This is a genomic window from Xenorhabdus sp. BG5, assembly GCF_015163665.1.
Lineage (GTDB): Bacteria > Pseudomonadota > Gammaproteobacteria > Enterobacterales > Enterobacteriaceae > Xenorhabdus.
Map to the genome: position 1 here is coordinate 54,616 of NZ_JADEUG010000009.1, position 14,248 is coordinate 68,863.

13 protein-coding genes are annotated in these 14,248 nt (G+C 44.2%); 7 read left to right on the plus strand and 6 right to left on the minus strand.

Going from position 1 to position 14,248, the window contains the following annotated elements; all coding sequences use genetic code 11:
- The first annotated feature begins 207 nt into the window (after nucleotides 1-207).
- From IQ209_RS06845 to IQ209_RS06865, 5 genes are all read left to right on the plus strand, one after another.
- Entirely contained in the window at nucleotides 208-1,392 is a 1,185-nt protein-coding gene (locus IQ209_RS06845) for a phosphoribosyltransferase domain-containing protein (RefSeq protein WP_193850212.1), read from the plus strand.
- The gene (locus IQ209_RS06850; RefSeq protein ID WP_193850214.1) at nucleotides 1,385-2,158 is read left to right on the plus strand and encodes a hypothetical protein; all 774 of its coding nucleotides are present in this window, start codon (nucleotides 1,385-1,387) and stop codon (nucleotides 2,156-2,158) included. The genes IQ209_RS06845 and IQ209_RS06850 overlap by 8 nt, the downstream gene beginning before the upstream one ends.
- Nucleotides 2,151-3,230, plus strand: a complete 1,080-nt coding sequence (locus tag IQ209_RS06855; protein ID WP_193850216.1) for a cysteine protease StiP family protein — start codon at nucleotides 2,151-2,153, stop codon at nucleotides 3,228-3,230. The genes IQ209_RS06850 and IQ209_RS06855 overlap by 8 nt, the downstream gene beginning before the upstream one ends.
- A complete protein-coding gene (locus IQ209_RS06860; protein ID WP_193850313.1) occupies nucleotides 3,230-4,153 on the plus strand; it encodes an HpcH/HpaI aldolase/citrate lyase family protein in 924 nt (307 codons plus the stop codon). The genes IQ209_RS06855 and IQ209_RS06860 overlap by 1 nt, the downstream gene beginning before the upstream one ends.
- Before the next feature lie 145 nt (nucleotides 4,154-4,298).
- A complete protein-coding gene (locus IQ209_RS06865; RefSeq protein ID WP_193850218.1) occupies nucleotides 4,299-4,784 on the plus strand; it encodes a tellurium resistance protein TerW in 486 nt (161 codons plus the stop codon).
- 58 nt (nucleotides 4,785-4,842) lie between these two features.
- On the opposite strand, the gene IQ209_RS06870 is transcribed toward IQ209_RS06865, so the two are convergent.
- The 6 genes from IQ209_RS06870 to IQ209_RS06895 form a co-directional block, all read right to left on the minus strand.
- On the minus strand, nucleotides 4,843-5,337 hold the full coding sequence (locus IQ209_RS06870; RefSeq protein WP_193850220.1) for a TIGR00645 family protein: 495 nt from the start codon (nucleotides 5,335-5,337) through the stop codon (nucleotides 4,843-4,845).
- Nucleotides 5,338-5,486: 149 nt separating this feature from the next.
- Nucleotides 5,487-6,260, minus strand: coding sequence for a 2,3-dihydro-2,3-dihydroxybenzoate dehydrogenase (gene dhbA, locus IQ209_RS06875; protein WP_193850222.1), 774 nt, complete (start codon nucleotides 6,258-6,260; stop codon nucleotides 5,487-5,489).
- Nucleotides 6,257-7,135: an isochorismatase family protein gene (locus IQ209_RS06880; RefSeq protein ID WP_193850224.1), complete on the minus strand. Its 879-nt coding sequence runs from the start codon at nucleotides 7,133-7,135 to the stop codon at nucleotides 6,257-6,259. Before IQ209_RS06880 ends, dhbA begins: the two co-directional genes overlap by 4 nt.
- Nucleotides 7,136-7,154: 19 nt before the next feature.
- Nucleotides 7,155-8,777, minus strand: a complete 1,623-nt coding sequence (locus tag IQ209_RS06885; protein ID WP_193850226.1) for a (2,3-dihydroxybenzoyl)adenylate synthase — start codon at nucleotides 8,775-8,777, stop codon at nucleotides 7,155-7,157.
- Nucleotides 8,774-9,964, minus strand: coding sequence for an isochorismate synthase (locus IQ209_RS06890; RefSeq protein WP_193850228.1), 1,191 nt, complete (start codon nucleotides 9,962-9,964; stop codon nucleotides 8,774-8,776). The genes IQ209_RS06885 and IQ209_RS06890 overlap by 4 nt, the downstream gene beginning before the upstream one ends.
- A gap of 147 nt (nucleotides 9,965-10,111) precedes the next feature.
- Complete coding sequence (locus tag IQ209_RS06895) at nucleotides 10,112-12,298, minus strand: TonB-dependent siderophore receptor (protein WP_193850230.1); 2,187 nt, start codon at nucleotides 12,296-12,298, stop codon at nucleotides 10,112-10,114.
- 309 nt (nucleotides 12,299-12,607) lie between these two features.
- On the opposite strand from IQ209_RS06895, the gene fes reads away from it, so the two are divergent.
- Both fes and IQ209_RS06905 read left to right on the plus strand, forming a co-directional pair.
- Nucleotides 12,608-13,912 carry an enterochelin esterase gene (gene fes / locus IQ209_RS06900; protein WP_193850232.1) on the plus strand — a complete coding sequence of 435 codons (1,305 nt, stop codon included), beginning with the start codon at nucleotides 12,608-12,610 and terminating at the stop codon, nucleotides 13,910-13,912.
- Between the two features lie 46 nt (nucleotides 13,913-13,958).
- A complete protein-coding gene (locus IQ209_RS06905; protein WP_193850234.1) occupies nucleotides 13,959-14,213 on the plus strand; it encodes an MbtH family protein in 255 nt (84 codons plus the stop codon).
- The last annotated feature ends 35 nt before the right edge of the window (nucleotides 14,214-14,248 follow it).

Sequence of the window (14,248 nt, forward strand, 5' to 3'; positions counted from 1 at the left end):
GTATGATAGTCAACAGGCTGGTTTCGTTTGGTATGATTTCTTTTCCATGCAGAAAAGTCAAACAAATTTTAGCCTAAAGAATCATAATATGATTGACACGTACTAGTTTGAAATTCTAGACTGCGATGACTATTTCACCGAATTAAGAACAAATGCTGAAAGTTACCTTATTGGTTCAGGCTGAGTTTTTTTTGAAAAGGCATCTCCATGACTGTGTTGAGTGACATCGATGTTTATAAAAAACCAGCTGATGAAAAACAGGTTTTCCAAGACCAGGTTTACCAAAAAAAGTTAAACAGTGGGACATTGACGGTGACGGCATCGCGTGGCACAGCATGTCTGGAAACCCTGTTTGATATCGCTGAACGCCGTAATCCCAAAAGAGCATTCCTGTTTGTCAGTAAAGTTTTGGGGCGACATATTCCGGTCAAGCCATCGATCATGCGTTCGGTTTATCAGCAATTATCTGCACGATTCCCTGCTAATCTTCCCGGCCCGGTTCTCTATATTGGCATGGCAGAAACGGCTGTCGGGCTAGCGGCAGGGGTATTTCAAGAAACGAAACACAAAGCCGATAAGCCCGTATTTCTGACTTCGACACGCCATCCGGTTGATGGCGATTTATTGTGTGAGTTTAAGGAAAATCACAGCCATGCTACGGATCATCTGATTTATTGGCCAACAGAGAACCGTTTGCGCCAACGGGTGACAAATGCCCGAACTTTGGTTCTGATTGATGATGAAGCAACCACGGGCAATACGTTCCTTAATTTGCTGGATGCACTGCGTCATGCAGGGCTTGAGCATATTGAACATATTGTCACCGTGACATTGACGGATTGGAGTGGCAAATCGGTTGTGAAACGCAGCCCATTGCCGGTTTCTGAGGTTTCCCTGATCGAGGGGAATTGGCAGTGGGAAGCGGATATCTCTGCCACAGTGCCGGTGATGCCTCCAGTCAATGTTACGGCCAAGGGAGAAATCAACATGATAGGCCAACAGAATTGGGGACGTTTGGGGTTGGATGAGATCCAATGTGACATTGGCGCTACAATCAATGCCAAAGCAGGCGAAAACGTGCTGGTATTGGGTTCCAGTGAATTTGTCTGGCAGCCGTTCCTGCTGGCTGAACGGCTTGAGCAGGAAGGGGCATCAGTGGTATTTGGTTCAACAACTCGCTCCCCCATTTCTTGCGGCCATGCTATCCAATCTGTGATGGCTTTTACGGATAATTACGGGCTTGGCATTCCGAATTTTCTCTACAATGTTGCGCACCAGAAATTTGATCGGGTATTACTCTGTCTTGAAACGCCCAAAATGTCCGTTGATCCGGCGCTGATGGCACAGCTTGCCCGTGTTTCTCCGGTTGTCGAGATCGTTGGATATGATTAAGCCTGTATTTTTGACTGATCTTGATGACACGCTATTTCAATCTCGCCGTAAGCTGAAAGAAATCGCTTTTCGCGTGGGTGCCTTGGATAGACAATGTGTTCCCCACAGCTATATGACTGAAAAACAGTCCATGCTGGTTGATTGGTTGTTGGCTCATACAGAGGTTATTCCAGTCACAGCCAGAAATACAGAACAGTTAAACCGCGTGCAGATCCCTTTCCGTTCCTGGCGTATTGTTTCGCACGGTGCGGTGCTCCTCACGCCAGAAGGTACTGTTGATGAGCTGTGGCAATCGTACATGTTGTCAGAACTGTTGTCATATCGGGATAAATTGTGTGAGTTGGAACGTCTGAGCCAGCGTTTGATGGCATCTTATGGTATAGATACTTGGGTACGCATTGACTATGAGTACGGTGATGTGCCTGTTTCTCTGATCATCAAGCACCGCAATCACGATAAATTGAATGAGCTTAATATACTGGCTGAAGCTTTGGCTCAAGAAAGTCATTTTCATCAAAACTTTTATTTCCATCAAAACAATAACAATCTTACTGTGTTGCCAAAGTGTGTTGACAAGGGACTGGCGACTCATCATCTTTTGCAAAGGCTTCGTGCTGAGAGAGGCGTTTTCCCGGTTATCGGCTTGGGAGACAGTCTGAGCGATCACCGTTTTATGCAACTGTGTGATTGGTTTGGCATGCCTCAGCAAAGCCAGTTTGCTGTCACATTAATGACGGCCTTATTTGGAGCTGTAAATAATGAATAGCTTTCCCCCTTTCTCTGGGAGTTATGCTTCTGATGATGTCCAATTCCTGCTAAAACCTGTTCAAATTGAGATGACGCCTGTGGATATCAAGGAGCAGTTGATCCAGTCTGGCGCTCGTCATTATTCGGATATGTTAAGTCAGGAGCCAGAACCCACATCTTATCACCTTGAACTGTTTGATAAAGCGCTTGGACAAGGGGCTGTTCGGTTGGCGACGGAAGTTGTGATGCTAGCCAAAGCTCTGGTGTCCCGCTTTGGTGATACGCCGATTGTCTTGGTCAGCTTGGTTAGGGCTGGCGTTCCATTGGGGGTGATGTTGCATCAAACCCTCAGGGAAATGGGCAAGCGTTCTTATCATTATGGCATCAGCATTATTCGGGATCGTGGTATTGATAATACAGCGCTATCGTATATTGAGCAGAAACATGGAACGGATGGCGTGGTATTTGTTGATGGCTGGACAGGCAAAGGCGCGATTACTACAGAACTGTCGCGATCTTTAGCGGGGCGGGAGGGATATTCAGGTATTCCACGTCTGGTGGTATTAGCTGATCCTTGTGGCTGTTCGTGGCTGGCAGCCAGCGATGATGATTGGTTGATTCCTTTCGGTATTATGGGAGCACCGGTATCGGGATTGATATCACGTTCGATCTGGCATGAAGAAGAGGTGCACGGTTGCGTGCAGTGTGATCACCTGCTCAAGTTTGAGTGCAGCCGCTTATTGGTGGACACTGTCGCTGATTGTCGTAATCGATTGGATTGGGCTGTTATACCAGAAGCGGTTTGGTTGCCACAGGAAAAAACCGCTTTGCAGCAATTAAGCAAAACGGTGATTTCCAGTCTTGCTGAAAAATACCAGATTGACAGTATTAACCGTATTAAACCTGGCATTGCCGAAGCAACTCGTGCAGTATTACGACGTGTGCCAGAACATGTACTCGTGCGTTCTCAGGATGATCCTGATGTTGGCCTGTTGGTTCATTTGGCACGTCAGAAAAATGTTGTTATTACGGAAGTCGGTGATCTAATCGGTCAATATCGTGCTGTAACTATCATTAAGAAGGTCGCGTGATGAAACCAATCCCTTCTCCACACCGACTTGGCGCAACTCTGTATATGCCAGCCACCCGCCAGGATATTGCAGAAATTGTGTTACAGAATAAGATCCCTGATCTGCGCTCGCTGGTTATTTGTCTGGAAGATGCCGTTAGTGAACAGGATATTCCCATTGCCCTCGAAAATCTTCGGGAGGTTATGCAAACATTGACCGAAGCGGGTAGTCTTTCTTCCAATATCGATTGCCATCGTCCCCTGATTTTTATCCGTCCACGTGATGAAAAAATGGCAAATTATTTGGTTGCCAATGTGAATCTGAATGCCATTGATGGACTGGTGTTGCCCAAATTTACCCATGCTTCGTTGTCCGGCTGGTGGGATGTTATTGGCCCAACCCATCTGTGCATTATGCCAACACTGGAGAGTGAAGAGGTGTTTGACGTTCGGAAAATGAACCAGCTTGCGGACATGCTCAAAAAACACCCTTGCAAGGATCGTATTATTGCCCTGCGTATTGGCGGTAATGATCTGATGAATGTCATGTCCCTGCGGCGCTCCCGTAATTTTACCCTGTATGATGGGCCAATGGGATATGTCATTAAAATGTTGGTTGCCGTTTTTGTTGCGCGGGGATTTGCCCTGACTGCACCGGTTTGTGAGCATATTGATGATTTGAGATTGCTGGAGAAAGAGCTGGAATTGGATATTGCTCACGGTCTGGTGGGAAAAACGGCCATACACCCAAGGCAGATTAAATGCATCCAACGAGCGCTAATGGTTAATGCTCATGATCATGCTGAGGCGCTGACTATTCTCAATGCCAATAGAGCCGTTTTCAAATCGCAGGGAGTGATGTGTGAACCTGCCACCCATCAACGCTGGGCAGTGAATATTCTTGAGCGGGCAGCGCATTATGGTATAGAACCTGATGCAGCATAGGATCCTAAACGGTCGAAAATATAGCTAAGGCTTTTAATTCGTTTTGATATTGATTTACTTGTGATAGTAGCTATGCTGAAAGTTATTTTTGTCGTTAACAGTAGAGAGCTTGGGGGGTTTTTATCCCTGACTTGGTAATAAAAAAATGCTGCTTAGTCCCAAACAATTTAGAAATTTCAAATTAACTTTATTACTTTCACAGGGTAAACCGGTCAGTAAGGTTAGGATCATTAGGGAATTGAATTGTTCGGAACCAACGTTAACACGTGCATTGCGGGAATTGAGAGATCTTTACTGTGCGGATATCCGGTTTAGCAAAATGGGCAATACTTATCAGTTAGTTGATAAAGGGATCCTGACCAGGAAAGATGTGAGAAGGATCGAAGAACTCCTTGTTCAGCATCTCAGTTGCAAATCTGAAGAAACCACCAGCCATGTCTTTCTTGATAAAGAGAAAAAAAAGCCGGTTTCTCTTTCCTTAAGAATGTCTGTTATCAGAAAAATTGATAGTTTGGCTAATCGCCTGGAGACAACCAGAAGTGATGTCGTTGAAATGGTCGTGGATAGGTTTATTGAAAAATTGCTCAAAGAGTCCGTGAAAGGAAGCTCATCGAAGAGGCGAATTCCGTAATGCCAGCCGGTTGGGTTCAACTGGCATCAGGGCGATGATTGTTGGTTTGCTTGTTCGTTTAATGATTGTGGCGTGTAAGTTTATCCAGATATCCCATCATAAATGCGGATAAAACAAAGGTGAGGTGAATAATGACATACCACATAAGCTTATTGTCCGGCACATTCTTGGCATCCATAAAGACGCGCAGCAAATGAATAGAGGAAATGGCGACAATTGAGGCTGCAACTTTATTTTTGAGTGAGGTTGCATCCATTTTCCCCAGCCAACTTAATTTTTCTTTGCTTTCGTGAATATCCAGGCTTGAAACAAAGTTTTCATAGCCAGAAAACATCACCATTACCAGCAATCCTCCAACCAGAGCCATATCAATCAGAGAAAGCAGCGTCAGGATTAGGTCGGATTCCGTAATGTAAAGAAGATTCGGCAGGATATGCATGATTTCCAGAAAGAACTTAACCGCAAGGGCAAATAATGCCAATGATAAACCGAAATAAACCGGTGCAAGTAGCCAGCGGGAGGCATACATTGTGTTTTCGAGAAAGCGTTCCATTGTGTTTTTTATGTGTTACAAAAGGGGCAATAGTATAGATCAAGAGTGTGAAAGCTATGAAATACATATCGCAGCCAATCGCTCATAGACATAGGTAGACACTATTTATGATGCAGGCTTGTTATAAAAAGCCTGCACTATTCCATTAATTAGCAACCCAACGTTGCTCCACCATCAACAACAATATCCTGCAAGGTAATATGGCTGGCGAGATCGGAGGCAAGAAAAAGAACCGTATCTGCAATTTCTTCCGGTAGGGCAATTTTTTTCAAAGGAATACCTAACTTAAATTGGTCAGGAAAGCCATTAATGATATTTTGCCTGGTTGCAGCGCCTTGCCACGTATCATTTTGCCACATATTGCGTAGCATAGGCGTATCCGTTGAACCAGGAGAAACCAGGTTACAACGCACACCATAGGGCGCCAATTCAAGCCCAACACTTTGGCACAGGCTACGCATTGCCGCTTTAGAAGCACCATAAGCCGACATTTCAACTCGTGGAACATGAGCAGCGTTAGAGCAAACAGAAACGATGTTTCCACTGCGTTGTCGTTGAAATTGTGGAATTACGGCTTGAAAGAGGTTAAAAGCGCCACCAGCATTGACATTGAAACATTGTTGCCAATCTTCCCAACTCAGGTTTTCTGTTAGCCCTGTTCGCAGGATGCCAGCACCATTGATCAATACATCCAGGTGAGGCTCTGCCGCGAGTAATTCACGGCAAAGCTGACTTACAGCGATAGGGTCACTGATATCTAACTTATAAGCAGTAAAAGGAAGAGCAGAATCGGGAAATGCCAGATCGAATCCGATGACTTTCGCTCCGGCCAGACTAAATCGGCTGGCAATGTGATAACCAATACCACTTCCGGCGCCTGTCACCCAAACATGTTTATTGTTGAAATCAAAAGCTATATTCATAGTTTGGACCCTGAGCTAGCAGTCAGCAAACTGAGCCAATTTGCCAACGTTGGGGTTTTCATTAGTGAGATAAAATCAACATTATGGTTTTCATAGCGCCAGCGTGCTGCCAGTGACATTATGTTCACTGAGTCGAGACCGTAATCCAGCATGTTTTCATGGTCATCAATATCGCCACAGTCATCATCCAACAGGGGTAAAATTTCAGCGCGGAGACGTTCTCGCGTCCATTCAGGTTGTGGAGATATTTCATTGAGTAGTGTTTCTGTCGTTAGTACACGACCACAGCGGCCAGCAATATAATGTAATGCCATGATGTGCTCATCGTGGCTGAAATCTGCCAGTGCATCAGCGACAAAAAAAGGTTGGATATCACGCATAAAAGCATCTGTCGCCGTTATCATGCAACCAATATGAGCATAAATACCGCAGATAATTAATTGATCACGCCCCATGCCTTTCAATTGTTGTTCCAAATCTGAGCGCTGAAAGGCACTGTAACGCCATTTTATTAATACGGTGTCATCGCTTTCGGGTGCCAATACATGAGTAATGCTTTGCAGCTCAGGATACCGATTTATTCCCGCGCCCCATATATCATTCAGCAAACCACGGTCTGCATCGTCCTGATGTTTAGGTTGGGCGGTGTAAAAAACCGGTATTCCCTGCTTTTTACACATTGTTTTTAGATGCACAATATTATTGACAACCTGCTTCACAAGCTGACTGTCAGCTTGCCAGAAATTGAGGAAATAATTTTGCATGTCATGGATGAGTAATGCGGCACGATTGCTATCAAGTGGCCAATTCACTTTATTGATTGGTAATTCTTGAGAAGTGGGAAGAAGGTAATCACTCAGTGTTGGAATACTCATTTTGTCCCTCTGTGATACGTTAAGGTGCAGTATGGATTAACGTGCTGTGTGCGATGTGACGTAACTTTTGTTTATCGATTTTTCCGACAGGTGTCATGGGAAGGGAAGACATGTTTTCAAAGCGGTCGGGAAGTTTGTAATCAGCGATACCTTGTTCGCGTAAAAAAAGACGTAATAGGGATGATTTTACCTCTTCGCGGGTAACGACAAAGGCACAGCTTTTTTCTCCCATGATTGAATCAGGGATGGCGATCAGTGCTACATGGATCACCAGTGGATGGCGTAACAGTAAATTCTCTATTTCCTCTGCTGCAATCTTTTCGCCACCACGGTTAATTTGATCTTTTTCCCTGCCCACAACTTTTAGATAACCTTTTTCTGTTTGAATAACTAAATCACCCGAACAGTAAAACCCATTTTTATCAAACAGTTGATTGTTATATTGAGGACTTTGGTAGTATCCACGGAACGTATAAGGCCCACGTGTCATCAGCAAACCAGCAACACCGAGAGGTAGTGGATTACCCAGGCTGTCGGAGATCCACACTTCATCATCATCACTCATCGGGCGACCTTGAGTCGTGAAAATAGTTTGTTGGTCATCATCCAGACGTGTGTAGTTAACTAATCCTTCGGCCATGCCAAATACCTGTTGCAGTTGACAACCTAATTCTGAAGGTATCCTTCGTGCCAGCGATTCACTCAGGCGGGCACCTCCTACTTGCAATAACGCCAGACTGTCCAGAGGTGATTTATCCTCTGTCAGAGCAATAGCTTCCAGCCACAGGCTTACCGCAGGAGGAACTAAAGCAGCAACGTTAATCCGATATTGTTCAATCAACGGGAAGCAACTTGATGCACTGGGATCATTGGCCATAATCACTTGGCCTCCAGCATAAAAAACCCCTAATGCGCCTGGTGAACTCATTGGATAATTATGTGCAGCAGGAAGGGCACATAAATAGCGTGTTTGAGGATTAAAATGGCAGATATCAACGCTGGCTCGAATGCTGTAGTAGTAATCATTGTGAGTTCGGGGGATCAGTTTTGGGGTACCCGTACTCCCGCCCGATAGTTGGAAAAAAGCGACTTCATCGGCTGGCGTGGGCGTCTCGATAAACGTGTTTTCTTGTTCATTAATCAATGTTGTTAGGTCTATCGGGCTGTCGTTATCTCCCCGCAGAAATAGGTGTGTCAGTGAAGAGTAATGTGTATGCAATTCGTGAATAAATACATTGTCAGAAAAGAGTGAATGGCTACGGTCTGCAATCAATAGTGACGGTTTAATTTGCTCGGCATAAGCGAATAGTTCACTCCGCTGGTGGCTGAATAGGGCATTGACGGGAACCACGCCTAAACGCAGCAAAGCAAAAAAGGTGATATAAAATTCTGCAATATTCCCTAATTGCACTAATGCGGTTTGTCCATGCTTAACACCACGGCACTTAAGGGAAGCGGCCAGATTATCCACGAGTTGATTGAGTTGGCGATAAGTATATTGTTGAGATGAGCAAATCAGAGCGATATTTTCGTTGTCAGCATGACGCTTGAGTATGTCGCAAAGGGGAAGATCAAGCCAATAGCCGCGCTGGCGATAGCGTTGTGATAAGGTTTCAGGCCAGCGATTAAACTCAATACTCATAACACACGTTCCTTACTGTCAGATAATCCTAGAGCTTGTAGCATAGTGCCAAGTTTCACCCCTGTTTCTTGCCATTCAGCATGAGGTTGTGAATCAGCAACGATGCCTGCTCCGGCAAAGAGTCGAATATGGTTTTCGAATAATTCACCACAACGAATGGTAATAACCCATTCACCATTACCCTTGGCGTCACACCAACCGACAATACCGCCAAAATAGTTGCGCTCGAAGGGTTCGAGCTGAGCGATAAGTTCGTAGGCTCGTTCTCTTGGTGTGCCACAAAGTGCTGGAGTCGGATGGAGTAAGCCAGCAACGGAGAGGACGTTAGCGTGTTTATTGCGCAATTCGCCGCGTATTTCTGTCGCGAGGTGCCAAAGTAAAGGGGTGCTGAATATTGCAGGAGAGTCTGGGATCATCAATTCAGTACAATGTTCAGTGAGTGCGGTTCGGATCGCATCAATCACTAATTGATGCTCATGGTGATCTTTAGCTGAATGTAGCAGTGATTGGCGTAACGCATTGTCTTCCAGGATATTGTGACTTCTGCGTGACGAACCTGCCAGTGGTTGAGAAATAAGGGTATTGCCCTGTTTACGTAGTAGAAGTTCTGGACTGGCACCAATTAACGTGCTGTTTTCTAGTGGGATATGAAAGTTGTAGCTATAAGGGTTTTGGGCGTTAAGTTGCGTAAAAAGCTGGATAGAGTCAGGCTTGCGATCAAATTCAATATCCAGTAGACGCGAAAGGACGACCTTATCAAGTAAGCCATGATGGATGGTGTCAACAGCTTGTAAGACCATCTGACAAAATTCTTCTTTTTCCGGCCATAAATGCCACTGCTGTATTTGTAACGGTGGCATAGAGGATCGAGTGGAAAAATGTGCGATTTCCCGTTCCAGCCAACGGTATTCATAAGGTATGTAGAGGGCGGAAGGTTGACGTTTATCAAAAGGGATTGCCCCGACTGCAATAGGATTTTTAATTCCAGCTTGTTCAGCTTGAAGGAATAATTGAGATAGATGGTCACTTAATCGATTATCAATATCATCATAATGATTGGCAGGTGTGGTTACTTCGGCAAAATGTCCTCGTGCATGTAGGCTCTTATTTGAAGATAGGAACACAAAATCATCACAACTAAAATCCAATGATTCGGATGTGTGATATTCAGTCGTTAACTTAAGCACGATATTTCCCTGTTACTATTTAATAAAAAGTCAGTTAATAAAAAGTCAGTTAATAAAAAAGTCATTTAATACGTATTAATGTTGATAGACGCAATTCACAGTGGCAAAAAGCTTTGCCTTATGCCACTGGAGTAAATGAGTTTTGCCTTACCAAGTATATTCCACTGTGGCAACGATACTGCGTCCGCTACCATAGAAGCAGGCTTCTACATTCGAGCACGAAGCGACATAACGTTTATTGGTCAGGTTATTCACATTCAGTTGTACACTGGCACCTTTTAATTGTGGAGAGGCTTCGCCAAGATCGTATTTCGCCATCAAGTCATAGAGGGTATAGGGCTTGACGTGGAATGTTTCTTCATAATCACCGGAAGTCGAGCCGATATAGCGTACACCTGTTCCCAAGGTAAATCCTTTCAGAGCCGTTTGCGTGAAAGTATAACTACCCCAGGCAGAAGCTGCATGTTCAGGCACTGAAGGGACTCTTTGGCCAATACGTGCGGTATTGCTATCGTCTTTAGTTTTAGTATCTGTGTAGGTATAGCTTGCTATCAGGTTAATTTCTGGCGTGAGTTGGGAATGAATTTCGGCTTCTGCTCCTTTTGAACCAATCTTGCCAATTTGCTCGCTAAAGCGGGTGACTGGGTTACGGGTGGTTACGTTTTTCTGGGTGATATCGAACAGAGAAAGTGTTAACAGGGTATCGTGATCTTTTGGCTGGAATTTAATACCGATTTCAGTTTGTTCACCTGTTGTGGGTTTGAATGCTGGTGTACCAGGTGCCCCTTGAGACAGATTAGGTTCAAAGGAAGTGCTGTAACTAATATAAGGCGAAATGCCGTTATCAAAGGCATACAATAAACCGGCACGTCCTGTAAAAGCGCGGTCTTTCTGTGTTGTTGAGTGGCCTTTGATAATGTTTCGTTGCTTGGTTTCAGTCCAGTCATAACGCCCGGACAGAACTAAATTCCAGTTTTCCCAACTGAGTTGATCTTGTACGTAAGCACCTAACTGGTAAAGTTTCTTTTTGTCATTTAAAGAAAGAGATAACTCATTTTCATTGACGGGAATACCCCAAGCTGGATTTGACCAATCAAAGTCGTATTGACTACCACTTTTATTCCATCTTTTGTTGTGGCTATCCGCCCATTTGTAATCGATTCCACTGATGACGTTATGATCAATGTTACTGGTTGAGAATTGGGCTTTAAGCTGATTATCCATATTAAATGACTGTGTTTCGCTGTATTCCCTCTGTGGACGGCGTTGGATACTGGTTGGTAGGTTTTTTACATCCGATACATAAACGAAAAGCTTAAAACGCTCATTTGCTCTTGAATAACGCAGGTTTTGTTGGAAAGAGAAGACATCATCAATGTCATGTTCAAGAATATAGCCGATAGAGGATTGTTCCCGTCTGGACTGATTAAAAGAAGGATCACTGAGATTCATCTTGTAGGGAATATAGCCTGCATTGGGAACAGATGTTACGGTGCCCTTTTTAGGGTAGAAATTACGGAATCCCGCCTTGGGATCGTACTGATAACTGGTCAACAATGTAAACGTCGTATTATTGTTGGGTATCCATGTTAGCGCAGGAGCGATGGCAATCCGCTCTTTTTTATAGTCTTTGACGAACTGCTTTTGGGTGCTGAGTACACCATTTAAACGATAAAGAATGGGAATGTCATCCCCCAGAGCACCGCCAAAATCAAAAGCCAATTCACCCAGGCTCCGATTACCCGCTTTCATCTGTACCTTGTGGATAGGTTGGTCAGTTGGCCTTTTGCTGGTCATATTAATTAAGCCGCCAGGGCTGACCTGACCGTATAGCACAGATGCTGGTCCATGCACTAACTCCACACGTTCCAATAACCAAGGATCGAGCTGATTACCATAACTCAAGCCATCAAGGAATTTAGGCGCGTAACGAAAACCGCGGGTAATCACTTCGTCATTACGGTTAGAAGAGCCGCGGTAATTAGTCACAACGCCACTTGAATAATTCAGGGTGTCGGCAACGCTCATTGCGCCTTGTGCTTCCATTTGTGTGCGATTGATGACACTGATTGACTGGGGAGTCTTGATAAGCGGAGTGAGGCTTTTGGTGCCTGCGGCACTGTCTGATTCTACAACGTTTTTTTCAGAATACCCTTTCATCTTGTCTGTGACGATTAAGGTATCTTCACTGTTATTGGCAGTCCCATGATTGGCTGAGGCATAAGGAGCTAACAGTAAGATAGAAGTAAACGATAAGAATAATTTATTATAGTTATAGTTTCTACTTGTTCTTTTTGTGGTTTTTAATGTCTTATTCGTGATAGGCAGTACCATAGATTTCATCTCTCAATATAGATATTTTTTAAATAACTATTTAAAAATCAAATTAATAATTAAGGCGACACCATTATGGCTAAGCTGAATAGTGAAGGCCTCCTGCCTCGTTACTCCTGATAATGCGCCATTAACTCTGTTAGCCAGTGGTTAAGATTAATAAAATAAATTGGATGATATTGCAAACAAAAATCATTATCAATATGATTGGTGAATGATAATCATTTTTATTTTCCAGGATCATTGCTGGTGTGGTGTATCAAATGGATATGTCATTTGTGAGCGGATTTTTTTGAAGGGGATAAAGGGATGACGTTAGTATTTCAGCCACCAGGTACGGCAGATGATTTATTATCTGCTCGTCATGTTGGCAGTGAGTTGTGGTGGAAAAATATTGCTATTTTGGGAACACCCATTATAGAAATTGCGAATAATCATCAAGTTAAAACAACCTTCTTTTGGCGAGATCCTAATGGGGACGAACAAAATTCACCTTTTCACCAAGTCTACATCGATATCAATGGCATCACAGATCACCACCGTCCGCAACCACAGAGCCTACAACGATTGCCTGAGACGGATATCTGGTATTGGTCAGTGAATCTTGAAGATAACTGGAGAGGAAGTTATCGATTTATACCGGTTACTGACGTACATTTGCCCCCCCCATTTTCCGATGAAATTAAGCAGCGTAATCAACAGCAACGTAAATGGTGGATTTCACTTTTTCCATTATCTATTTCAGATCCTTTGAATTCACGGGGATGTCATCGTAATGGGCTTGGTTTGCCTTTATCGGCGATTCATATGCCTCATGCTCCTGCACAGACCGCATGGTCATTAATTGATGAAATCAGCCCACATCATACTGCGCAGCCAGATAAACGAGAGCCTTTGCTTTTGCATTGGCACAGTGATCGACTTAACAATCAAAGGCGTGTTTGGCTTTATTCCTCGGGGGAAGAAACCGCTCATCCTCGCCCTCTCATCATTCTGTTGGATGGGTTGACTTGGGCGGAGAGAATACCGGTTTTTCCGGTGATTGATGTAGCAACTGAAAAACGGCAGATACCAGAAGCGGTTTGGCTATTGATTGATGTTATTGATATGCCGCATCGAGAGCGGGAACTTCCCTGCAATCCAGATTTTTGGCAAGCGATTCAGGATGAATTATTGCCACTTGTCGCACAGTATGCAGCTTTTAGCGATGATCCTGAACAAACAGTGATCGCAGGGCAGAGTTACGGTGGGCTGGCGGCAGTGTATGCCGCACTCCATTGGCCACACCGTTTTGGCTGTGTTCTCACACAATCAGGCTCTTTCTGGTGGCCTGATAGCAAAATTGTTCGACAGTTTATGCCATCTTCTGACCATAAACCCGGTTGGCTGACACAGCAGGTTCTTGGGCAAAAAGTTATTCCTTCGTCATTAAAAATCTTTCAGGAAGCGGGTTCCCGTGAAGCAGATATCCATTTTGTCAATGATCAAATGCATGCCGCGTTGCAAGGGGCAGGGCACAACGTGAATTATCGCGTGTTTAATGGTGGGCATGATGTGTTGTGCTGGCGCGGTGGGTTATTTGATGGCCTTAGTTGGTTACTGGCTAAAAAATAATACGACAAACCGATGATTGAAATCTAAGAATTGATGAGAATTAAAAATGAATTTGGAACAAAAGAATCCTTTTGATGATGACGAAGCCACTTTTTATGTACTGATAAACAATCAACAACAATATAGCCTTTGGCCGATTTTTGCCGCACAACCCGCCGGCTGGGAGCGGGTTATTGGCCCAGATTCACGGGCCGCCTGTATCGCATACATAGAAGAGCATTGGGTGGATATGCGTCCGGCTAGTCTGCGCAATTTCGAACCACGTCAACCATCTGCGCGAACCACAGATAAATCAAACTGATAATGCTGATGGCTTAACCTGTCGATAAGAAAGGA